This window comes from Pseudomonas sp. GW822-FHT06B12 (assembly GCF_058799675.1).
Genome location: NZ_JBXALR010000003.1, coordinates 473784 through 496237 on the forward strand (window position 1 = coordinate 473784; position 22454 = coordinate 496237).

At 59.3% G+C, this 22454-nt stretch carries 23 protein-coding genes and 3 tRNA genes; 16 read left to right on the top strand and 10 right to left on the bottom strand.

The window, feature by feature from the left end; translation table 11 throughout:
- Positions 1-17 precede the first annotated feature (17 nt).
- On the top strand, positions 18-917 hold the full coding sequence (gene bla / locus AC1RKH_RS09760; protein WP_493061590.1) for a class A beta-lactamase: 900 nt from the start codon (positions 18-20) through the stop codon (positions 915-917).
- A gap of 14 nt (positions 918-931) precedes the next feature.
- Complete coding sequence (locus tag AC1RKH_RS09765) at positions 932-1771, top strand: arylamine N-acetyltransferase family protein (RefSeq protein WP_493061591.1); 840 nt, start codon at positions 932-934, stop codon at positions 1769-1771.
- 8 nt (positions 1772-1779) lie between these two features.
- On the opposite strand, the gene AC1RKH_RS09770 is transcribed toward AC1RKH_RS09765, so the two are convergent.
- Positions 1780-2160, bottom strand: a complete 381-nt coding sequence (locus tag AC1RKH_RS09770; protein ID WP_493061592.1) for a BrnA antitoxin family protein — start codon at positions 2158-2160, stop codon at positions 1780-1782.
- Positions 2161-2163: 3 nt separating this feature from the next.
- The gene (locus AC1RKH_RS09775; protein ID WP_493061593.1) at positions 2164-2445 is read right to left on the bottom strand and encodes a BrnT family toxin; all 282 of its coding nucleotides are present in this window, start codon (positions 2443-2445) and stop codon (positions 2164-2166) included.
- Positions 2446-2668: 223 nt separating this feature from the next.
- Here AC1RKH_RS09775 and AC1RKH_RS09780 point away from each other — a divergent pair, with 223 nt between their 5' ends.
- Positions 2669-4189 carry a nucleobase:cation symporter-2 family protein gene (locus AC1RKH_RS09780; protein WP_493061594.1) on the top strand — a complete coding sequence of 507 codons (1521 nt, stop codon included), beginning with the start codon at positions 2669-2671 and terminating at the stop codon, positions 4187-4189.
- 99 nt (positions 4190-4288) lie between these two features.
- On the opposite strand, the gene AC1RKH_RS09785 is transcribed toward AC1RKH_RS09780, so the two are convergent.
- Genes AC1RKH_RS09785 through AC1RKH_RS09795 form a run of 3 tightly spaced genes read right to left on the bottom strand, consistent with a single transcriptional unit; the run spans position 4289 to position 6064 of the window.
- A complete protein-coding gene (locus AC1RKH_RS09785; protein WP_493061595.1) occupies positions 4289-4801 on the bottom strand; it encodes an NUDIX hydrolase in 513 nt (170 codons plus the stop codon).
- An 8-nt stretch (positions 4802-4809) separates the two neighbouring features.
- Entirely contained in the window at positions 4810-5517 is a 708-nt protein-coding gene (locus AC1RKH_RS09790; protein ID WP_493061596.1) for an NUDIX hydrolase, read from the bottom strand.
- A 1-nt stretch (position 5518) separates the two neighbouring features.
- Entirely contained in the window at positions 5519-6064 is a 546-nt protein-coding gene (locus tag AC1RKH_RS09795; protein ID WP_493061597.1) for an adenylyltransferase/cytidyltransferase family protein, read from the bottom strand.
- Positions 6065-6254: 190 nt separating this feature from the next.
- Between AC1RKH_RS09795 and AC1RKH_RS09800 the strand changes: the two genes are divergently transcribed.
- From AC1RKH_RS09800 to nadE, 3 genes are read left to right on the top strand one after another with little or no spacing between them, the layout of a single operon-like run.
- On the top strand, positions 6255-6902 hold the full coding sequence (locus AC1RKH_RS09800; protein ID WP_493061598.1) for an isochorismatase family protein: 648 nt from the start codon (positions 6255-6257) through the stop codon (positions 6900-6902).
- Between the two features lie 11 nt (positions 6903-6913).
- Complete coding sequence (gene pncB, locus AC1RKH_RS09805) at positions 6914-8143, top strand: nicotinate phosphoribosyltransferase (RefSeq protein ID WP_493061599.1); 1230 nt, start codon at positions 6914-6916, stop codon at positions 8141-8143.
- Position 8144: 1 nt separating this feature from the next.
- Positions 8145-8975, top strand: coding sequence for an NAD(+) synthase (nadE, locus tag AC1RKH_RS09810; RefSeq protein WP_493061600.1), 831 nt, complete (start codon positions 8145-8147; stop codon positions 8973-8975).
- Positions 8976-9071: 96 nt separating this feature from the next.
- Here nadE and AC1RKH_RS09815 read toward each other — a convergent pair.
- Positions 9072-9147: transfer RNA gene (locus AC1RKH_RS09815), tRNA-Asn, on the bottom strand.
- 253 nt (positions 9148-9400) lie between these two features.
- On the opposite strand from AC1RKH_RS09815, the gene AC1RKH_RS09820 reads away from it, so the two are divergent.
- Positions 9401-9634, top strand: a complete 234-nt coding sequence (locus tag AC1RKH_RS09820; RefSeq protein ID WP_019692692.1) for a hypothetical protein — start codon at positions 9401-9403, stop codon at positions 9632-9634.
- Between the two features lie 6 nt (positions 9635-9640).
- Here AC1RKH_RS09820 and AC1RKH_RS09825 read toward each other — a convergent pair whose 3' ends face one another.
- Both AC1RKH_RS09825 and AC1RKH_RS09830 read right to left on the bottom strand, forming a co-directional pair.
- Positions 9641-9844 (bottom strand): hypothetical protein, encoded by a 204-nt coding sequence (locus AC1RKH_RS09825; RefSeq protein ID WP_123425711.1) that lies wholly within the window; start codon positions 9842-9844, stop codon positions 9641-9643.
- A 232-nt stretch (positions 9845-10076) separates the two neighbouring features.
- Positions 10077-11273: an amino acid aminotransferase gene (locus AC1RKH_RS09830; protein WP_493061601.1), complete on the bottom strand. Its 1197-nt coding sequence runs from the start codon at positions 11271-11273 to the stop codon at positions 10077-10079.
- A 336-nt stretch (positions 11274-11609) separates the two neighbouring features.
- Here AC1RKH_RS09830 and uvrB point away from each other — a divergent pair, with 336 nt between their 5' ends.
- On the top strand, positions 11610-13625 hold the full coding sequence (uvrB, locus tag AC1RKH_RS09835) for an excinuclease ABC subunit UvrB (RefSeq protein WP_123584749.1): 2016 nt from the start codon (positions 11610-11612) through the stop codon (positions 13623-13625).
- A 121-nt stretch (positions 13626-13746) separates the two neighbouring features.
- Here uvrB and AC1RKH_RS09840 read toward each other — a convergent pair whose 3' ends face one another.
- The gene (locus tag AC1RKH_RS09840; protein WP_493061602.1) at positions 13747-15297 is read right to left on the bottom strand and encodes an MDR family MFS transporter; all 1551 of its coding nucleotides are present in this window, start codon (positions 15295-15297) and stop codon (positions 13747-13749) included.
- The gene (locus tag AC1RKH_RS09845; RefSeq protein ID WP_493061603.1) at positions 15287-16333 is read right to left on the bottom strand and encodes an HlyD family secretion protein; all 1047 of its coding nucleotides are present in this window, start codon (positions 16331-16333) and stop codon (positions 15287-15289) included. Before AC1RKH_RS09845 ends, AC1RKH_RS09840 begins: the two co-directional genes overlap by 11 nt.
- A gap of 231 nt (positions 16334-16564) precedes the next feature.
- Here AC1RKH_RS09845 and gltX point away from each other — a divergent pair, with 231 nt between their 5' ends.
- The 8 genes from gltX (at position 16565) to AC1RKH_RS09885 (ending at position 22334) form a co-directional block, all read left to right on the top strand.
- Positions 16565-18046, top strand: a complete 1482-nt coding sequence (gene gltX, locus AC1RKH_RS09850) for a glutamate--tRNA ligase (protein ID WP_123425716.1) — start codon at positions 16565-16567, stop codon at positions 18044-18046.
- Between the two features lie 294 nt (positions 18047-18340).
- A tRNA-Ala gene (locus AC1RKH_RS09855) sits at positions 18341-18416 on the top strand.
- 79 nt (positions 18417-18495) lie between these two features.
- A tRNA-Glu gene (locus AC1RKH_RS09860) sits at positions 18496-18571 on the top strand.
- Positions 18572-18753: 182 nt separating this feature from the next.
- Entirely contained in the window at positions 18754-19293 is a 540-nt protein-coding gene (locus tag AC1RKH_RS09865) for a TetR/AcrR family transcriptional regulator (RefSeq protein ID WP_493061604.1), read from the top strand.
- Between the two features lie 29 nt (positions 19294-19322).
- Positions 19323-20156, top strand: a complete 834-nt coding sequence (locus AC1RKH_RS09870) for an alpha/beta fold hydrolase (RefSeq protein WP_123425718.1) — start codon at positions 19323-19325, stop codon at positions 20154-20156.
- Positions 20157-20203: 47 nt separating this feature from the next.
- On the top strand, positions 20204-20632 hold the full coding sequence (locus AC1RKH_RS09875) for an acyl-CoA thioesterase (RefSeq protein ID WP_123425719.1): 429 nt from the start codon (positions 20204-20206) through the stop codon (positions 20630-20632).
- Positions 20633-20795: 163 nt separating this feature from the next.
- The gene (locus AC1RKH_RS09880) at positions 20796-21755 is read left to right on the top strand and encodes a tRNA dihydrouridine synthase (protein WP_493061605.1); all 960 of its coding nucleotides are present in this window, start codon (positions 20796-20798) and stop codon (positions 21753-21755) included.
- Positions 21756-21887: 132 nt separating this feature from the next.
- Positions 21888-22334: an Hsp20 family protein gene (locus AC1RKH_RS09885; RefSeq protein WP_493061606.1), complete on the top strand. Its 447-nt coding sequence runs from the start codon at positions 21888-21890 to the stop codon at positions 22332-22334.
- Positions 22335-22454 lie beyond the last annotated feature (120 nt).

A 22454-nucleotide genomic window follows, 5' to 3' on the forward strand; every position in this document is an offset into this window, starting at 1 on the left:
TGTTTACGAGGTACGGCATGAAGTATTCACCCACGCGACGTTCATTGTTGAAGGCAGGACTTACGCTGCCGTTGATCACTCTGGTGTGCCCGGCCTGGGCAAACGCTTCAGCCCCGGATAAATCACTGGCCGAGCTTTACAAACAACTCGCCGAGTTGGAGAGCAGCGCAAAAGGTCGGCTGGGCGTTGCATTGATCAACACTGCCAATGGCCACGACATTCAGTATCGGGGCGGGGAGCGTTTTCCGTTCTGCAGTACTTTCAAGTTGATGCTGGCCGCAGCGGTGTTGCACAAAAGCATGGCGGAGCCTGGGGTGCTCGACAAACATATCGCCTATGGCGAAGCCGACTTGCTGTCTTACGCGCCCATTGCCAAACAGAACTTGAAACAGGGTATGAGCGTTGCGCAGTTGTGCGCCGCCACGTTGCAATACAGTGATAACACCGCCGCCAACTTGTTGATCAAGGAGTTAGGTGGAGTGGCAGCGGTTAACCAGTTCGCCAAAGGCCTGGGTGATCCGGAGTTCCGACTTGATCGCAAGGAACCAGAGTTGAACACCGCCATTCCTGATGATCCGCGTGACACCACCACACCCGCCGCGATGGCCGCCAGTGTGCAGAAAGTCGTGCTGGGTGACGCGTTGGCAACGGCGCAGCGTGAGCAGTTGGCGATCTGGCTCAAGGGCAATACCACCGGCGATGCGAGCATTCGGGCCGGCACGCCGAAGGGTTGGGTCGTCGGCGATAAAACCGGTAGCGGCGACTACGGCACCACGAACGATGTGGCGGTGCTTTGGCCACAGACGGGCGCGCCCGTAGTACTCGCGGTTTACTTCACCCAGCATCAGAAAGACGCAGAAGCGCGGCGTGATGTTCTGGCTACTGCCACCCGTTTAGTGATGGCGCACGTGTCCTGAACAAGGAGTCATTGATGATTCAGACTGAACTATCGAATGTTGACCTCTATCTAAAGCGCCTCGGCTACGACGCACCGCCGTCGGCCACACTCGACACCCTTCGCGAGTTGCAGTCGCGTCATACCGCAACGTTCCCTTTTGAAACCCTGTCGACGATGCTGTGGGTTCCGGTGCCTATCGACCTGCCTTCGGTCGAGCGCAAAGTCCTGCACGAGGGGCGAGGCGGTTACTGTTACGAACTCAACAATATGTTCCTTGCCCTGCTTCAGCAACTGGGGTTCGAAGCCCGAGGGATCACCGGGCGGGTGGTGATAGGCGGTCCTGAAGACGCGTTGACCGCTCGCACTCACCGCTTGAGCCTGGTCACCCTGGACGGGGTTCGTTACATCACGGATGTCGGCTTTGGCGGCATGGTGCCGACGGCGCCGCTGCGCCTTGATACTGAAGAGGAGCAGCCGACCGGCCATGAGCCGTACCGCATCGTTCGCAAGGACAGCAGCTACGCTTTGCGTGCGAAGGTCGCGGACGAGTGGCGGCCGATGTATGTGTTCGATCTGCAGGTTCAGTCAGACATCGACTATCAGATCGGCAATTGGTATGTCTCGACCCACCCCGACTCTCCGTTTCGGGGGCAATTGAAGGTGGCACGCACCGGCCCCGGGATGCGTCGAACGCTCAACAACGGCAGTTATGCGATTCACCGGATGGGCCAGGAGAGCGAACGCCGGCAGCTCACGAATGCTGATGAAGTGATTGCGGTGCTGGAGCGTGAGTTCGACATTCGCGTGCCGCAGCATCCGCAGTTGAGGCAGGTTCTGGCGCAGCTGGTCAGCTCAAGCGAAAGGCCCGACTGAACGCTGCGTCAGGCATGGCTCAGTGTTCGAGTCGCTTTGGGTTTTGCCTTCGGGCTGTGCTCGGCGTCGAGCATCCGGTTGATTTCACTGGCTGCCGCACTCAACGTTTGCTCCAGTGATTTCAGTTCAGCAGCGGTAATTCCCTTCTTCAGGTGTTTGATGCCTGCGTCAATGGCGGAGGCAGGCGTCGGACCCTGACCTTTTGCGTTCAGCAAGGCTTGGCGCAAGGCATTGTTGATCACGGTCTGATAGCCATATCCCGCACTCTCTGCGAGTTCGCGTGCTGCCTCTATCACGGCATCGTCGAGCATGATGGTGATGCGGGTCTTGCCTTTGCTGGCAGCAACCGGCCCGCGTTTAGCGCTGCTGAAATCGTATTCTTCTTTCATGGTTCAAGCCTCCAGGTATTGGCGGCGCTCATGGTGGGTGGCGATGCGAGCGGAAATGATTCGAACGAAGTTCGGATCGCGGTAGGTGTAGACAACCACCAGTACCCGGCCCACAGCGTCCTTACCCATGACGATCCACCGTTGCTCATCATGGTCGTTGTCCAGGAGCGTCAGGGCGTTGTTGTCGTAGAACACCGGTTCCGTGTCGGCGAGACTGATGCCCTTGTGCTTCCTTTTGTTTGCAGCGTTTTTGACTTCGTCGTACTGAATGTCGAACGTCTTCATTATGCATACTTTATATGTATAAAAAAGGCAGCGAGTGAACCGTTGATCGCTGAAGAGACTTGAAGGTTAGTCGTCGTAAGGGAGGGGTCGAGGGAAGAACTATTTCAAGGTTTTGATGTGGGCCTGCAAATACTAGCTGGCAAACTGTATACAACTCTATAGACATTTGTCTTGAGTATTGAATACAGTGTGCGCATAACAAAAAACCAGGGAACCCCCCACGATGAAAACGCCCTCTGTTTCACACCAACGGCCTGAGGATGAAAACCTCGGGGTCGGCGCGAATATGGCTTACGGCCTGCAACACGTTCTGACCATGTATGGCGGTATTGTTGCGGTACCACTGATCATCGGCCAGGCGGCCGGGCTTTCTCCGGCCGACATCGGTCTGTTGATTGCGGCGTCACTGTTTGCTGGGGGGCTGGCGACATTGCTGCAAACCCTCGGTTTACCATTTTTCGGTTGTCAGTTGCCGCTGGTGCAGGGCGTTTCGTTCTCGGGCGTCGCAACCATGGTGGCGATCGTCAGTAGCGGTGGCGAGGGTGGTTTTCAGTCGATTCTGGGGGCGGTGATCGCAGCCTCGCTGATCGGGCTGCTGATCACGCCGGTGTTCTCTCGAATTACCAAGTTCTTCCCGCCGTTGGTCACCGGCATCGTGATCACCACCATCGGCCTGACGCTGATGCCGGTGGCGGCACGCTGGGCCATGGGCGGTAACAGCCACGCCGAGAGCTTCGGCAGCATGGCGAATATCGGTCTGGCGGGATTGACGTTGGTACTGGTGCTGATGCTGAGCAAGATCGGCAGCGCCACGATCTCCCGTTTGTCGATCCTGTTGGCCATGGTGATCGGTACAGTGATCGCGGTATTCCTCGGCATGGCAGACTTTTCGACGGTCACTCAAGGGCCGATGTTCGGCTTCCCGACACCGTTCCACTTCGGCATGCCGACCTTTCACTTCGCCGCGATCCTGTCGATGTGTATCGTGATCATGGTGACGCTGGTGGAAACCTCTGCGGATATCCTGGCGGTCGGTGAAATCATCGGCACCAAGGTTGACTCCAAGCGTCTGGGTAATGGGCTGCGAGCTGACATGCTGTCGAGCATGATCGCGCCGATCTTCGGTTCCTTCACTCAAAGTGCCTTCGCGCAGAACGTCGGGCTGGTGGCGGTGACCGGGATCAAGAGCCGTTACGTGGTGGCCACGGGCGGGGTGTTCCTGGTGGTGCTCGGCCTGTTACCGGTGATGGGGCGAGTGATTGCCGCAGTACCGACTTCCGTCCTCGGCGGTGCCGGTATCGTGCTGTTTGGCACCGTGGCGGCGAGTGGTATTCGTACCCTGTCCAAAGTCGATTACCGCAACAACGTGAACCTGATCATCGTCGCCACTTCCATCGGCTTCGGCATGATCCCCATCGCCGCACCCAACTTCTACGATCACTTCCCAAGCTGGTTCGCAACCATCTTTCATTCCGGCATCAGCTCGTCGGCGATCATGGCGATCGTGCTCAACCTGACCTTCAACCACTTCACCGCCGGTAACTCGGACCAGCAATCGGTCTTCGCCGCCGGCACCGAACGGACCCTGCGCTTCCAGGATCTGGCGGCGTTGCGTGAAGGGGATTACTTCAGTCACGGCAAACTGCATGACTGTGATGGGAATGAGATTCCGGTGGTGGTGGACTCGTCTCACGGTCCGTCGGAGCATCATGCGGGGCATGCCAAAAGCAGTGAGCATGTCTGACGACACTGTGCAGAGCGGCGCCTGACCGACGGCACGCTCACAACCGATAAACAGAAGGGCAGAGGGGATCGCATCCCTTCTGCCCTTTTTGCATGGGGGCTAGGGGCGCCCGGCCTCGCTGGCGATCAGCATCATTGCCGCCGAGAGCGTGTGGCCATCGGTGATCTGGCCGGCGACGATCATTGCCATCAGTTCCTGGCGCGTGATGAACAAAAGATCATCTACCTCACCATCGGTTTCGTCGGTGGCCTGTGTGTCAAGGTAGACTTGGCACACCGCAACCGCACTGGCAATCAGTGATGTGTTGCTGTGCAGCAACCCCAAATTCTTGACCTTCAGCGCCTGCCAACCCGTTTCCTCCAGCAGCTCGCGAGCCGCCGCTTCGCTGGCAGTTTCGCCCTTGTCGATGGCGCCCCGCGGGAACTCGAGGGACATTGCACCAATGGCCCGGCGCTTGAGGTTGACCAGCATCAACCGGCCGTCTTCCAGGGTCGGCACGGCCACCACGCCATTGATGGCCTGGGCTTCCTTGATGATGAAGTAGCCGTTCTCGCGGACCACTTTGAAGTACGGGGTTTCCAGCAGGCACTGGGATTCGGTGACAGGCTTCATGCGCGGTATTACTCCAGAAAGCAGCGATCGAAAAGGTAGAGGCTGGCGGGCTTGAGGTTTTCCAGCGTGGCTTGCGGGCGGCCGCCGTCGCCGCTTTTCTTGCGCCCGGTCTCTTGCAGGTAGCCGGCCTCGATCATCTTCAGCAGACGCTGGCGGATGCTGGTCTTGAGCACCGGTCGCTCAAGCACCAGGGAGAAAATGCTCACCGCTTCAGGCGCGCTGAACTCGTTGCCGAGGAACATCAGCGGCAGGCTGCTGTACAGCGACTTGGAGAACAGGCGCTCCTGCACGGAGGCCACCAGACTGTTGTGATCGAAGGGCAGCCTGGTCGAGGCTTCGGCCACCTCCTTGAGCGGGAAAAATCCCTGGTGTTCGGCCGGCTGGACCGCATCGCTGACGATGGCGAGGTAGAAGGTCGACGACGACCAGCAGCGCGGATCGCGGAACGCGTCGCCAACGGTGCCGACCTGCTCGATCCATGCCAGTGGCATGTCGACCTTTTTCGAGGTGCGCAAACGCTCCACGGCATCGTTCAGCGTGAGGTCTTCGACTCCGCCATTGACCACGATCCCGGGCAGCGCCCAATGGCCGGCGAACGGCTCGGCTTCGCGCCGGTTCAGGAGGATTTCCAGCGCCTGGGTTTCCCGGCAGTAGCGCAGCACACAGAGGTCGATGGTGTGCAGGTAGGCGCTTGGATGAGGGGTGCGGTCTGGCATGTCAGCTTCCGTGGGCAGCGTAGAGGTCATAGTTTACCGGGTCCATGCCAGGTGCCATCCAGTGGGTGGGCAGCGACTCGCCCAAGGCCAGCCGTTCGCGCACCACCGTGCTGCGTACGTGGATCTGTTCCTCGACGCAGATGATGGAAAAGCGCTCCAGCAACTCCGGGCCGCGATAGAAGGTCGGCAACAGGTCCGCCACATCCTGGCCGACCACCAGGGCAATCTGTTTACCGGTCATGGCCAGGCTGTCGGCGAGATGGGCGAGCAGGGTGTAGCTGTAGATCGGACCTTCGACGCCGCGCGCCACGATCTGCTCGACCCGGCTGGCACGCACTTCGGCGCAGCACTGGGGCTGTACGTGCTCGACGATCGACTCCAGCCAGTTCAGGCGCAGTTCATAGTCGGTCATTCGCTTGCCGTAAGGGTGCCTGAAGCTGGGGGCCACCAGCAGACGCCTGGCCTGGCGTGAGGCCTCGATCATCACCTGGGCGTGCCCGGCATGAGGAGGATTGAAGGCGCCGCCATAGAGGGCTATTTCAAACATGGCTGATCTCCCTATTGGTACATGACGTGTACCTTATCACCGAATTCATTCAGACGAAACTATCGCCATTGACCCTCGTATCAATGGCGTTTAGGCGGGTTCGTGGCCGGTTAAAATATTTCCATGGTCAGGTATTGCAATGAAAGTACATGACGTGTACTTTTTGATCCATGCAGAGGAGAGACCCGACATGAACAGCCCGACCCTGAAAACCGCTTCCTTCGATGTCGATGCGCAAAAGAGCTTCACGCCGCTGTGCCCTGATGAGCTGCCCGTGGCGGGTGGCGAGCAGATCGGCAGCGAACTGAACTTCATGGCCACCCTGGCCAGCCTGCGTGTCGGCAGCAAGGACGCTCATACAGCTCAGGCTCCGTGGGTGGTGGCGGAGCACTCGCAAATGCTCCAGTCGACCGGCCTCGAACACGCCGACCTCACCTGGGTCAGCCACTGTGTCCCTGGCACCGAAGGCTTCACCCTGCTGAACGAATTGCCGACCCCATACGACTACGACTACTTCGTCTGGAAGGGTGTCGAGCCGGACCTGCACCCTTACGGCGCCTGCTACCACGACCTGCACGGCAAGCTGTCCACCGGCGTGATCGAGTACCTGAACAGCCGGGGTGTGAAGCAGGTCATCGTCGGCGGTCTGGCGCTGGATTTCTGCGTCAAGACCACCGCCCTGCAACTGGCCGCCGCCGGTTTCAAGGTGATCATCCACTTGCCTGCCTGCCGGGCCATTAGTGAAGAGGGCGCCACTCAAGCCATCCAAGACATGCAACAAGCGGGAATCTCGGTTACCGCGACCCGCGAAGAAACCGCCAGTCTGGCAAGCGCATAAGGAAAAAAAACATGGAAAGTGCATTCGATTGCAGCAACGGCGTCATCCAGAGTCTTCTGGATACCGACTACTACACGTTCACCATGATGCAGGCGGTCCTGCACCAGCACCCGAACGTCGAGGTGGAATACCAGTTCATCGTGCGCTCGAAAGAGCGGCTCGGGCACCTGATCCCGGACATTCGAAATGAGCTGGAGAAGCTCGCCGGCCTGCAGTTGCGTGAGGGTGAGCAGCGGTTTCTGTTCAACAAGCGTTTCCGTGAATACCTGACACCGGACTTTGAACAGTTCCTCGGTCTGTTTCGCTTCAACCTGCGCTACATCCATGTGTCGGAAGTCGACGGCCAACTGCACATCCGCGTCCGTGGTCCGATGTTGCACTGCATCATGTTCGAGCAGCCGGTGCTGGCGATGGTCAGTGAGTTGCGTAACCGCGAGAAGTACCCGGAAGTCGAGTTGGCCGACGTTACCCGCACGCTGTACCAGAAGTTTGAATGGCTGGAAAAAAACGCCAGCCGCGAAGAGCTCGCCGAGTTCCGGGTCTCGGATTTCTCCACCCGCCGGCGCCTGTCGTTCAGGGCCCAGCGCGAAGTGGTCAACGTCATGCGCAGCGACTTCCCTGGAGTGTTCGTCGGTACCAGCAACGCTCACCTGGCTTATGAATTCGATCTGCCGCTGATCGGCACCATGGCCCACCAATGGCTAATGGTGCACCAGCAACTCGGGCGGTTGCGCGAGAGCCAGAACGCCGCGTTGGAAAACTGGGTGCGCGAGTACCGTGGCAGGCTGGGTATCGCGCTCACCGACTGCATCAGCACCGACTTTTTCCTCAAGGATTTCGATCTGTACTTCGCCAAGCTCTATGACGGCCTGCGTCAGGACTCCGGTGACCCGATCGTCTGGGCCGACAAGGTACTGGGGCGATACAAGGAACTGGGCATCGATCCTAGAACCAAGGACCTGATGTTCTCCGACGGTCTCAACTTCGAGAAGTGCCTGCCGATCCTGCGCCACGTGCGTGGCAAGGCCAAATTCGGTTTCGGCATGGGCACCAGCCTGGCCTGCGATGTCGAGGGCGTCGAGCCGCTGAGCATCGTCATGAAACTGGTGCGGGTGCATGGCGAGCCGGTGGTGAAGTTCTCCGACGACCCGATCAAGAACGTCTGTGAAGACGCTTCGTTCCTGCGGTACGCGGCCCAGGTATTCAACGTCAGCCTGATCAATCCACAGCTGGGAGCCTGATATGACTATGCAACAGCAAGAGCGCATCGCCCGGGAACTGGGCATCGACCGGCAACTCACCCGGGGTGGCGAGGCCGCTGAAATCGTCCGTCGTGTCGATTTCATTAAACAGCTGCTGCGCGAGTCGGGCTGCAAGGCCCTGGTGCTCGGTATCAGCGGCGGCGTTGACTCCTTGACCGCCGGCCGCCTGTGCCAGCTGGCGGTGGAGCAACTGCGCGCCGAGGACCATGAAGCGCGCTTTATCGCCGTGCGCCTGCCGTACAAAACCCAGGCCGACGAGCGCGACGCCCAGGCCTCCCTGGACTTCATCCAGCCGGACCTGATCACCACCAGCAACATCGCCGACTGTGTCGACGGCCTGATGGCCAATATCGCCATCGACGGTTTGCAACCTTCGGCCGAACTCACCGACTTTGCCAAAGGCAACGTCAAGGCCCGGGCGCGGATGCTGGCGCAATACGCCATCGCCAACTTCAGCAACGGGTTGGTGGTCGGCACCGATCATGGCGCGGAAGCGCTGATGGGCTTCTTCACCAAATTCGGCGACGGCGCCTGCGACCTGGCACCGCTGTCCGGGTTGACCAAAAGCCAGGTGCGGTTGCTGGCCGATGCCCTGGGCGCGCCGACGCAACTGGTGCGCAAGGCGCCAACCGCCGACCTGGAAGACCTCGCGCCGGGCAAGCTGGATGAGGCTGCGTATGGCTGCAGTTACCAGGAAATCGATGCGTATCTGATGGGCGAAACGGTGTCGCAACGGACGCGGCAGATCATCGAAAGCGCCTACATCAAGACCGCCCACAAACGCGAACTGCCTCGCATCCCCCAGTCATAGCTGTAGGCGCTGCCGCAGGCTGCGATCTTTTGATTTTCCATCAGCCACAAAAAAGCCCCTGAATCTTTCGATTCAGGGGCTTTCGGTATTGCTATATGGCTCCACGACCTGGACTCGAACCAGGGACCCAGTGATTAACAGTCACTTGCTCTACCAACTGAGCTATCGCGGAATGCGCTGTATGTTACTGATTAAAAAGGACAAGTCAAGCCTGGATTGCTCAAGTGGCACATTTTCCGTTGGGCGGTGATGATTCTGGAGGCGAGTAGGGTGTTGTCAGCCATTGGCGGTTACCAGAATCGTGGCAGGGGTCTACCATGGCCCCCCGGAAGTGGTTTCACGCGCTACCGGCCCTCAGCCGAAAAGGTACGCGACATGACTCACCAACCACTGTTCACTGTTTCCCTGCTGCGCGAGGTGTTCGTATGAGCATCGCTCAGATCAGCCTGCCCAAAGGCGTAGGCCCGCATGCCGAGAAGCTCTTCGATGCAATCACTCAGGCGAGCACCGCGGATGAGCTGAATCGCGCTGGCGGCAAGGCCGAAGGGTTTGTGCTGGGGCTGGAAAGCACCAAGGCGATCAAAAGTCAGGTCGCCGAATCGCTGTATGTGGCGTATGACGACGCCGCCAGTCAGCGTTCAACTGAGCTGGCGGGCTGATCGACCTTACCCGCCGAAGGTAAAGGTGCCGAGCATGAATTTGGCATACAGCGACGTGGCGGCCAGTTGCACCAGCCACAGGGCCAGGCCACCGAGAAACACGCCCAACGCAACCTGCCAGACCAGCCCGCTGCTGCGTTTGGTCTGGTTGCGTGGCACGAAGTGGTCCAGGTCTTCATCGCGGTCAGCGCGTAAATCATCGTTTTTCATGTCGGTTCTCTGAAGTATCGGAAATACGCAGTACGTGTGGGAGCGAGCTTGCTCGCGATAGCTTCATCCCAGGCAGCCTATTCATTGCGGCATCTGGCGCATCGCGAGCAAGCTCGCTCCCACATTTGGTATGTGTGCAGTTTAGAGTGCTCGTTCGCAGTGTTGATTATTATCTGTTCATCAACGAAAAGGGGAAGCCAAACGGCTTCCCCTTTTCTGTCGCGCGTGTGGCTTAGATCACCTGAACGATGGCCTTGGTCACCACCTCGATGTTGTTCTGGTTCAGCGCGGCCACGCAGATGCGGCCGGTGTCCAGGGCGTAGATGCCGAACTCGTTGCGCAGACGGGTGACTTGCTCAACCGTCAGACCGGAGTACGAGAACATGCCGCGTTGACGACCGACGAAGCTGAAGTCGCGGTCAGGCGCGTTTTTCGCCAGCAGATCGACCATCTGCGTACGCATGCCGCGAATGCGCAGGCGCATTTCGGCCAGTTCCTGTTCCCACTGGGCGCGCAGCTCAGGGCTGTTCAGCACGGCGGCAACGATGGCTGCGCCGTGGGTCGGCGGGTTGGAGTAGTTGGTGCGGATCACGCGTTTGACTTGCGACAGCACGCGAGCGCTTTCTTCTTTCGATTCGCTGACGATCGACAGCGCGCCAACACGTTCGCCGTACAGCGAGAACGATTTGGAGAACGAGCTGGAAACGAAGAAGTCCAGGCCCGATTCGGCGAACAGGCGCACGGCAGCGGCGTCTTCGTCGATGCCGTCGCCAAAGCCCTGGTAGGCCATGTCGAGGAACGGCACGAGGTTTTTTGCCTTGACCACGTCCAGCACGTTGTTCCAGTCCGCCGGGCTCAGGTCGACACCGGTCGGGTTATGGCAGCACGCGTGCAGTACGACGATCGAGCCAGCCGGCAGGGCGTTCAGGTCTTCCAACAGGCCTGCGCGGTTTACGTCGTGAGTCGCCGCGTCGTAGTAGCGGTAGTTCTGAACCGGGAAGCCGGCGGTTTCGAACAGCGCGCGGTGGTTTTCCCAGCTTGGGTCGCTGATGGCAACGACGGCGTTCGGCAGCAGTTGCTTGAGGAAGTCAGCGCCGATTTTCAGTGCGCCGGTACCGCCGACGGACTGGGTGGTGACAACCCGGCCAGCCGCGAGCAGTGGCGAGTCTTTACCGAACAGCAGCTTTTGCACGGCCTGGTCGTAGGCGGCGATACCGTCGATCGGCAGGTAGCCACGGGAAGCATGTTGAGCAGCGCGAATCGTCTCGGCTTCGACAACGGCTCGCAGGAGTGGAATTCGCCCCTCCTCGTTGCAGTAAACACCGACTCCCAGGTTGACCTTGTTGGTACGGGTGTCAGCGTTGAATGCTTCGTTGAGGCCCAGGATTGGATCGCGTGGTGCCATTTCGACAGCGGAGAAGAGGCTCATTATTGCGGCGGCTCTGAATGGAATGTGGAGGGACGTGTGGCGCTCCAGCCGAATGCACTAGAGCGGTGCACAAACGGGGAGCTAGTATAGAGGCCAACACCGGGCGCGGCGACAGGCGTTTCCGCTTTTCGGGCAGGTTTTTTCGGATTATTTTTCGGCCGTTCGCCTTATTGTCACGTCAATGGCATAGGGGCATGTAGGACGTTTGCCTTGAAACTAGAGGTATTCGGCACCACATCAACGGTTATCATGATTTTTCCCGGCGACATTCGTCGTGAGCGGTCTTCATCGTTCGTGCCCGGTCAGCTCGCGCAGGAATGAACCAAGAGGTACGTTATGTCTGAATTCCAGCTAGTGACCCGCTTCGAGCCCGCCGGCGATCAGCCGGAAGCCATCCGTTTGATGGTCGAGGGCATCGAGGCCGGGCTGGCGCACCAGACGTTGCTCGGTGTGACCGGTTCGGGCAAGACCTTCAGCATCGCCAACGTGATCGCCCAGGTGCAGCGGCCGACCCTGGTGCTGGCGCCGAACAAGACCCTGGCCGCGCAGTTATATGGCGAGTTCAAGGCGTTCTTCCCGAACAACGCGGTGGAGTACTTCGTTTCCTACTACGACTACTACCAGCCCGAAGCCTACGTGCCGTCGTCCGACACGTTCATTGAGAAAGACGCCTCGATCAACGATCACATCGAGCAGATGCGTCTGTCGGCGACCAAAGCCTTGCTGGAACGCAAGGACGCAATCATCGTCACCACGGTGTCGTGCATCTACGGTTTGGGCAGTCCGGAAACCTATCTGAAAATGGTGCTGCACGTCGATCGTGGCGACAAGCTCGATCAGCGTGCCTTGCTGCGCCGTTTGGCCGACCTGCAATACACCCGCAATGACATGGATTTTGCCCGCGCGACCTTCCGCGTGCGTGGCGATGTGATTGATATCCACCCGGCGGAATCCGATTTCGAAGCGATCCGTATTGAGCTCTTCGATGATGAAGTGGAGAAGATCTCTGCCTTCGATCCGTTGACCGGCGAAGTGATTCGCCAGCTGCCGCGTTTCACCTTCTATCCGAAAAGCCACTATGTAACACCGCGAGAAACCCTGCTGGGAGCCATCGAAGGGATCAAGGTCGAGCTGCAGGAGCGCCTGGAATACCTGCGCTCCAACAACAAGCTGGTGGAAGCCCAACGTCTCGAACAACGCACCCGTTTTGACCTGGAAATGATTCTTGAGCTGGGCTACTGCAATGGCATCGAAAACTACTCGCGCTACCTCTCGGGCCGTGAGTCGGGTGAGCCGCCGCCCACCTTGTTCGACTATTTGCCCGCCGATGCCTTGCTGGTAATCGACGAATCCCACGTCAGCGTGCCGCAGGTTGGTGCGATGTATAAGGGTGACCGTTCGCGTAAAGAGACATTGGTCGAATACGGTTTCCGGCTGCCGTCGGCACTGGACAACCGGCCGATGCGTTTCGATGAATGGGAAAGCATCAGTCCACAGACGATTTTCGTCTCGGCGACCCCGGGCAACTACGAGGCGGAACACGCCGGTCGAGTGATCGAGCAACTGGTGCGGCCGACCGGTCTGGTCGATCCGCAAATTGAGATTCGTCCGGCGCTGACCCAGGTCGACGACTTGCTTTCGGAAATCACCAAGCGTGTCGCACTGGAAGAGCGGGTGCTGGTCACTACGTTGACCAAGCGCATGTCCGAAGACTTGACCGACTACCTTGCCGACCACGGTGTGCGGGTGCGTTATCTGCACTCGGACATTGATACCGTGGAGCGGGTCGAGATTATCCGCGATTTGCGTCTGGGCACTTTCGATGTGTTGGTGGGGATCAACCTGCTGCGTGAAGGCCTGGACATGCCGGAAGTCTCGCTGGTGGCGATTCTCGATGCGGACAAGGAGGGCTTCCTGCGCTCCGAACGCTCGCTGATTCAGACCATCGGCCGCGCGGCGCGTAACCTCAACGGTCGGGCGATTCTGTATGCCGACCGGATCACCGGCTCTATGGAGCGGGCGATTGGCGAGACCGAGCGGCGTCGCGACAAACAGATCGCGTTCAACCTGGCCAACGGCATTACTCCAAAAGGGGTGTTCAAGGACGTCGCCGATATCATGGAAGGCGCCGTCGTGCCGGGCTCGCGCAGCAAGAAGCGTAAAGGTATGGCCAAGGCTGCCGAGGAAAGTGCCCGGTACGAAAATGAACTGCGCTCGCCGAGCGAAATCGCCAAGCGCATTCGTCAGCTGGAAGAGAAAATGTACCAGCTCGCCCGCGATCTGGAGTTCGAAGCCGCCGCGCAGACGCGCGACGAAATCACCAAGATGCGCGAGCGGTTGTTGACCGTCTGAGATTTGTAGTGATTGTCAGGCCGCCATCGCGAGCAAGCTCGCTCCCACAGTTGATCGCGTTGTCCGGGCGTGCGCAGTCCAATGTGGGAGCGAGCCTGCTCGCGATGGGGGCGCCGCGGTCTTAATGGGCTTCTCCAGCCTTCAATCCAGGCGGCAACGCCTTGGTCAGCAAGATCGCCAACATGCTCACCCCCAGCGCAATCCCGACAAAGTGAAACGCATCGTTGTAAGCCATGATCAAGGCTTGCTGATGGGCTATCTCGCTGAGTTTTCCCAGCGCGGCCATTTCGCTGCCGAATCGATCGGTCATGCTCGCCATGCGCTCAGCCACCTGCGGGTTGCTTGGCACGATCGACTCACGCAAATAATCGAAGTAGGTCTTGGTTCGTGCATCCAGCAACGTGGCGAGCAGGGCGATGCCAATCGCGCCGCCGAGGTTACGCAGAATATTGAACAGGCTCGAAGCGGAGCCTGCATCCTGCGGCAGGATGTAGGCGGTGGCGATCAGCGAAATGGTCACCATGATCAGCGGCTGGCCCAGCGCCCGGACGAGCTGGATCTGATTGAACTGCGGTCCGGCGAAATCCGGGTTGAGCGCGCCCGAAAGAATGCTTGCCAAGCCAAACAGGCCAAAACCGAGCGTGCACAGCCACTTCGGAGAAACGAACTTCATCAGTTTCGGCACCAGCGGAATCAGGAACAGCTGCGGCACGCCCATCCACATGATCACTTCACCGATCTGCAAGGCGTTGTAGTTCTGGATCTGCGCCAGATACAGCGGCAGCAGATAAATCGAGCCGTACAGCCCCACACCCATGCCCAGGCTGGAAATACTCGATAAGCCAAAGTTGCGGTTGCGCAAGATGCCCAGATTGATCAGCGGATTGGGCTTGGACACTTGCACGATCACAAAGGTGATCAGGCTCAGCAGGGCGATGCAACCCAGCGTCACGATCAGGTTCGACTCCAGCCAGTCCTTGCGATGGCCTTCCTCAAGAAACACCTGCAAGCACCCCAGGCCAACCCCTAGCGTGAGGATGCCCATGTAGTCGGTGCTTTTGAGCAATTCCCAGTGGGCTTCTTTTTTCTCCAGGCCATACATGAGGCCGGCGATCATGATCAGCCCCGGCGGAATGTTGATGTAGAAGATGTACTTCCAGCCCCAGTTTTCCGTCAGCCAGCCGCCGAGGGTCGGGCCGATGGAGGGCGCGAAGGTCGCGGTCATGGCGAACATTGCCATGCCTTTGGCGCGATGGTGTTCGGGGAGTTTGATCAGCGTCAGGGTGAACGCCAGCGGGATCAGCGCACCGCCAGTGAAACCCTGCAAGGCGCGGAACACGATCATGCTCTCCAGGCTCCAGGCCATCGAGCAGAGCAGGGAGGCGGCGAGAAAGCCCAGCGAAACCCAGACTGCCAGGCGTCGTGCCGAGAGCAGTTGCACCAGCCACGCGGTGAGCGGGATCATGATGATTTCCGCCACCAGGTACGAGGTGGAAATCCACGAGCCTTCTTCCAGTGTCGCTGACAGCGCGCCTTGAATGTCCTTGAGCGAGGCGTTGGTGATCTGGATGTCGAGCACCGCCATGAAGGCGCCGAGCATCACGCTCATCACCGCAATCCAGTCCCGCCGGGTCGGTTCGCCGGCCGGGCGGATCAGTTGATCACCGGCCATCGACAGGGTCTTTGATGTTTACTTTGACGGTGACCGACATGCCTGGGCGGATCTTGCCGTGCAGCGGATTGTCAGCAGCAAAAGTCAGTTTCACCGGAATCCGTTGTACGACTTTGGTGAAGTTGCCGGTGGCATTGTCCGGTGGCAGCAGGCTGAACTGCGCGCCCGAGGCGGCGAACAGGCTGTCGACCCGGGCTTCGATCGGCGTGTCGCTGTAGGCATCGAAGGTCAGCTCGGCTTTCTGGCCGGGCTGCATGTGGCCAATCTGGGTTTCCTTGAAGTTGGCTTGAATCCAGATGTCCTGATCCGGGACGATCGACAGCAGGTAAGCGCCGGCCTGCACGTATTGGCCATTGCGGGCGGCACGCTGGCCGATCAGGCCGCTGATCGGTGCGTGAATCTCGCTGCGGGTCAGGTTCAGCTGGGCCTGCGCCAGATCGGTTTTGGCGTTGGCGATTTGCGCATCGAGGCGCTTGATCTCGGCCGTCAAGGCGTTGACCTGCTGGCGCTGGCCTTGGGCATCAGCCTGGGCCTTGGCCACTTGCGAGCGGGCGATGTGGGTATCGGCGGAGAGGGTGGTCACCCGTTCTTCCGAGACATAACCCGGTTTACGCAGGGTTTGCGCACGGGACAGATCGATTTGCGAGCGGCCGAGGGTGGCTTGGCTGGCAGCGACCTGAGCTTCGCTGGCGGCAATCAGGCTGGCTTGTTGGGTCAGTTTGCTCTGTGCTTGCAGGCGCTCGGCTTCGCGAGTGGCGAGAGTCGCGTTGGCGCGGTCGACGGCGAGATGAAAGTCATCGCCTTCAAGTCGGATCAGCAACTGGCCTTTTTCGACGTGCTGGTTGTCCTGCACCAGTACTTCTTCAATGCGCGCGCCCAACTGGCTGGAGACGCGGGTGATTTCACCCTGGACATAAGCGTTGTCGGTGCTTTCATAAAACCGTCCCTTGAAGAACCATTGAGCAAAGAAGCCCCCGGCAATCAGCAGGACGATTAGCAGGAAAATAAACAGGCGACGCTTGAGTTGGGCAGGCATGGGCAGACTGTAGTCGAGAAAGTGTAAGGAGATTTATCAGTACTCGAATCTGTCATATAGCCGATAAGCGGTAAATGCCACTTATTGATAATCAGCCATTGAACGGTGCCAGAGCCTTTTGTAGCCCCGACGTTGGCTTAAATGCCCTGCTCACTGGAGCCGGGCGGGCAACGCCTGTTACCATTCGCCCTTTGTTTCATCTCCGCTTTTTATATTCTTTCGAGACATGCCATGACCACCGTCCGCACTCGCATCGCGCCATCGCCTACCGGCGATCCCCATGTCGGCACCGCTTACATCGCTTTGTTCAACTACTGCTTTGCCAAGCAGCATGGCGGTGAGTTCATCCTGCGGATTGAAGACACCGACCAACTGCGTTCGACCCGCGAGTCCGAACAGCAGATTTTCGATGCCTTGCGCTGGTTGGGCATCAACTGGAGCGAAGGCCCGGATGTGGGCGGCCCGCACGGTCCGTATCGCCAGAGCGAGCGCGGCGACATCTACCAGAAGTACTGCCAGCAGCTGGTCGATCTGGGCCACGCCTTCCCGTGCTTCTGCACGAGCGAAGAACTGGACCAGATGCGTGCCGAGCAAATGGCTCGCGGCGAAACCCCGCGTTACGACGGCCGTGCGCTGTTGCTTTCCAAGGAAGAAGTCGCGCGCCGTCTGGCCGCTGGCGAGCCACACGTCATCCGTATGAAGGTGCCGACCGAAGGCGTCTGCGTGGTGCCGGACATGCTCCGTGGCGACGTCGAGATCCCGTGGGATCGCATGGACATGCAAGTCCTGATGAAGACCGACGGCCTGCCGACGTACTTCCTCGCCAACGTGGTCGACGACCACCTGATGGGCATTACCCACGTATTGCGCGGTGAAGAGTGGCTGCCATCGGCGCCGAAGCTGATCCTGCTTTACGAGTACTTTGGCTGGGAGCAACCAGAGCTGTGCTACATGCCGCTGCTGCGTAACCCGGACAAGAGCAAGCTGTCCAAGCGCAAGAACCCGACCTCGGTAACGTTCTACGAGCGTATGGGCTTCATGCCGGAAGCGATGCTCAACTACCTGGGACGCATGGGCTGGTCGATGCCGGACGAGCGCGAGAAGTTCTCGCTGCAGGAAATGGTCGACAACTTTGACCTCAAGCGTGTTTCCCTCGGCGGGCCGATTTTCGACATCGAGAAGCTGTCGTGGCTCAACGGCCAATGGCTGCGTGATCTGCCGGTGGAAGAGTTCGCCAGCCGCGTGCAGACCTGGGCGCTAAACCCCGAGTACATGATGAAGATCGCGCCACACGTGCAAGGGCGGGTTGAAACTTTCAGCCAGATCGCACCGTTGGCCGGGTTCTTCTTCGCCGGTGGCGTGACCCCGGATGCCAAGCTGTTCGAGTCCAAGAAGCTCTCGGGCGATCAGGTTCGCCAGTTGATGCAGTTGATCCTGTGGAAGCTCGAAAGCCTGCGTCAGTGGGAGAAGGACAGCATCACTGCGACCATTCAGGCCGTGGTCGAATCCCTGGAGTTGAAGCTGCGTGACGCCATGCCGCTGATGTTCGCCGCCATCACCGGTCAGGCCAGTTCGGTCTCGGTGCTGGATGCGATGGAAATCCTCGGCCCGGACCTGACGCGTTTCCGTCTGCGCCAGGCCATCGACTTGCTCGGTGGCGTGTCGAAGAAAGAAAACAAAGAGTGGGAAAAACTCCTGGGCGCTATCGCCTGATTTAACGCATTTCCTCGTAGGAGCTGCCGAAGGCTGCGATCTTTTGATCGTGATCTTCGGCGACCGAAAAGATCGCAGGCTGCGCCAGCTCCTACACCGGATGCGCAAGAGCGCCGCCGCGTAGGAGCTGCCGAAGGCTGCGATCTTTTGATCTTGCTCTTCGGCGCCACCCCCATTTTTCGGGGGGAGGGCGGTAAGTGATTGTTATGGCGGCAAAAAACTTTGGAAATAGTTAAAAATAAGTTTGACAGCTTTCCGAAGCGCCATTAAGATTCGCCCCGTCCTCAGCGATGAGGGGCTATAGCTCAGCTGGGAGAGCGCTTGCATGGCATGCAAGAGGTCGACGGTTCGATCCCGTCTAGCTCCACCAATTTTACAGTTCAAGGTCTGGCCACACCGGCCTTGAATCGATCAGTACTCAGCACTGATCAGTGTATAGAAGGGTTTGTGTCCCCTTCGTCTAGTGGCCTAGGACACCGCCCTTTCACGGCGGTAACAGGGGTTCGAGTCCCCTAGGGGACGCCACGATTACCCGCTCTGCGGGATTTATAAGGGTCATTCAATTATTGAATGGCCCTTTTGTTTGTCTGGCGTTTGACCAATCCCCGCATTCTCCCAAAACTGTTCTTCTGACCAACGGTCACATCAACGACTTGCGTAAAATTATTATGAGAATAATATTTTAATCGTAATATTCGGAGGCAACGATGAACGACAAAAAAGCTCAAACCCGTGAACGCATTCTCCAGGCCGCCAGCTCCGCGCTGATTCAGCGCGGCCCGGCAGAGCCCAGCGTGGGTGAAGTGATGGGCGCTGCCGGCCTGACTGTCGGCGGTTTCTACGCACACTTCGAAAGCAAGGACGCGATGATGCTGGAGGCCTTCACGCAATTGCTTGGCCAGCGTCGGGCGATGATTGCCGACATGGACGCCACGCTGACCGGCGAGGAGCGCCGGGCGTTGGTCGCTGCGTTTTACCTGTCGCGCAAACACCGTGATTCCACCGAGCACGCCTGTCCGATTCCTGCGTCGGTAGGGGAGTTGGGGCGTCTGCCGGACGATTTTCGTCTGGCCTTGAATGAACACGTCGAGCTGATGGTCGCGCAATTGGCCGCCAGCCCGGAAGACATCGATAAAGCGTTGGCTGACCTGGCGCTGATGGTCGGTGGTTTGGCCCTGGCGCGGGCGCTGGGTGCCGGTGAGTTGTCCGATCGATTATTGCGTGCCGCCAAGTCGGCGGTGCTATGACCTGAAGCACAAGCCTTTGGAGATGAGCGATGAGCACGTTAAGTTGGATTCGTGGCGTTAATGGCACCTTGGGCTGGGTTGCACCACAGTTGGTGGCGAGCAAGATGCGTTCGGCGTTCATGACGCCGCGCGAGCTGCCACCGCGTGATTGGGAAATGCCGCTGCTGGCGAACTCCGAGCGGATTACCTTGCGCTTCGGTCTTTCAGCGTTGCGCTGGGGACAGGGCCCGACGGTGCTGTTGATGCACGGCTGGGAAGGTCGGCCGACGCAATTCGCCAGCTTGATCACGGCGCTGGTGGATGCCGGCTACACCGTGGTTGCGCTGGATGGTCCGGCTCACGGTCGCTCTCCTGGTCGCGAGGCCAACGTCGTGCTGTTTGCGCGTGCCATGCTCGAAGCGGCGGCGGAGCTGCCACCCTTGCAAGCGGTCATCGGTCACTCCATGGGCGGCGCCAGTGCGATGCTTGCCGTTCAATTGGGGTTGCGCACTGAAACCCTGGTCAGCATCGCGGCCCCGGCGCGGATTCTCGCTGTGCTGCGCGGCTTTGCCCGTCACGTCCGCATGCCGCCCAAGGCGCGCTCGGCGTTTATCCGCAAGGTCGAGCAGGATGTGGGCATCCAGGCCTCACGGCTCGATGTCGCCCATTACCAACTGGATATGCCAGGGCTGATCGTGCATGCCGAGGACGACTGCTTTGTCTCGGTCAAAGAGTCGCAGCTGATTCACGACGCCTGGTTCGACAGCCGCCTGTTGCGCCTGGCAGAGGGTGGTCATCAGCGAGTGCTGGCGGATCCGCGACTGATCGAAGGCGTGCTGTCGCTGCTGTCCGGTCGTAGCTTGCAGGCGCGCCAATCTGCCTGATCATCCGTTACACTGCCCCGGTCGAATAATCTGACCGGGAGTGGGGCATGGGCTGGGATCGGGCAACGCCGTTTATCATTGATCTGCAGGTGGCCGCCGAGGACATCGATGGTCTGGGGCACGCCAATAACGCGGTGTACGTCACCTGGCTTGAGCGTTGCGCGTGGCGCCATTCGCAGCGTCTCGGGCTGGACCTGACCGAATATCGGCGGCTGGACCGGGCGATGGCCGTGGTGCGTCACGAAATCGATTACCTGGCCGCCGCCTATGAGGACGATGAGTTGCAGTTGGCGACCTGGATCGTCGACTGGGATCAGCGCCTGAAGATGACCCGGCATTTCCAGCTGAAACGCCCGAGCGACAACGCCACGCTGCTGCGGGCGCAAACCACGTTTGTCTGCATCGAGCTGTCCAGCGGCAAGCCCAAGCGCATGCCGGCGGAATTCATCGAAGGCTACGGCCCGGCATTAGCTTAATGTGGGAGCGAGCTTGCTCGCGATGAACGATAACGCGGTGTACTTGATAAACCGCGCCGCCTGAATCGCGAGCAAGCTCGCTCCCACACTCGATCAGCGATGTTCTGCAGATTCCTTGTGTAAATCCAGTAAACTGCCGCACGTTTTTCGTTGAGTGTTTTCCATGCAAATTGCTTTGGCGCCCATGGAGGGGTTGGTCGACAACATCCTGCGGGACGTGTTGACCCGTGTCGGCGGTATCGATTGGTGCGTGACCGAGTTCATTCGGATCAACGATCAACTGCTGACGCCCGCCTATTTCCACAAGTTCGGCCCTGAACTGCTGAACGGCGCCAAGACCGCTGCCGGCGTGCCGTTGCGCGTGCAGCTGTTGGGTTCCGACCCGGTGTGCCTGGCGGAAAACGCGGCGTTGGCCTGTGAGCTGGGCTCGGAGGTGATCGATCTGAATTTCGGTTGCCCGGCCAAGACCGTGAACAAATCACGCGGCGGTGCGGTGCTGCTCAAAGAGCCGGAGCTGCTCAACGAAATCGTCGAACACGTGCGTCGCGCAGTACCGGCGCATATTCCGGTGACCGCCAAAATGCGTCTGGGCTTCGACAGCCCCGACGGCGCGTTGGTGTGCGCCACCGCGTTGGCCGAAGGCGGTGCCGCGCACATCGTCGTGCATGCACGCACCAAGACCGACGGCTACAAGCCGCCGGCGCATTGGGAGTGGATCCCGCGGGTGCAGGAAGTGGTCAAGGTTCCGGTGTTTGCCAATGGCGATATCTGGAGCGTTGAAGACTGGCGCCGTTGCCGCGAAATCAGCGGCGTGGAAGACATCATGCTCGGTCGCGGTCTGGTCTCGCGCCCTGACCTGGCGCGACAAATCGCTGCCGCACGGGCGGGTGAGGAAGTGGTCGAGATGACCTGGGCCGAGTTGCTGCCCCTGCTTCAGGACTTCTGGCTGCAAGCCAAGGCACAGATGACGCCACGCCAGTCGCCGGGTCGCTTGAAGCAGTGGCTGGCGATGCTGACCCGCAATTATCCCGAAGCGGTGGAGCTGTTCACGGTCCTGCGTCGCGAGACCGAGCTGGATCAGGTGTCGCGTTTGCTGGGTGTGCAGGTCACTGAAGCGGCCTGAAACCTCTGTTGAAAAAAACACAAAATAATCTCTTGAAATGCAATCAGCGGTCCTTATCTAAGGATTACGCGATGCCGAATTCGGGTCGCGGAGACAAAAAAACTTGCTGATTATTTTCAGGAGATTTGAATCATGAGTACTGCATTTTCCATGGCTCCACTGTTCCGTTCTTCGGTGGGCTTCGATCGTTTCAACGATCTGTTCGAGTCGGCGCTGCGCAATGAGCCAGGCAGCACCTATCCACCTTACAACGTCGAAAAACACGGCGACGACCAATACCGCATCGTCATCGCGGCGGCTGGCTTCCAGGAAGAAGACCTGGAGCTGCAAGTGGAGAAAGGTGTGTTGACCATCAGTGGCGGCAAACGTGACGCCAATGAAGCTGTCACCTATCTGTACCAAGGCATCGCTCAGCGCGCCTTCAAACTGTCCTTCCGACTGGCGGACCACATTGAAATCAAGTCCGCAGGTCTGAGCAACGGTCTGTTGAACATCGACCTGCTGCGCGTCGTGCCGGAAGAAGCGAAAGCCAAACGCATTCCGATCAACGGAACGCAAAAACCGGCGTTGCAGCACTGAGTTATGTGCTGAAACATATTCAACTGATCAGGCTGTAACTCGCTGAAATAAAGGCCCCGACTTGTCGGGGCCTTTTCGTTTGTGCAGAGAAATCATTCGTTCGTACTTTGCCGCTGCACG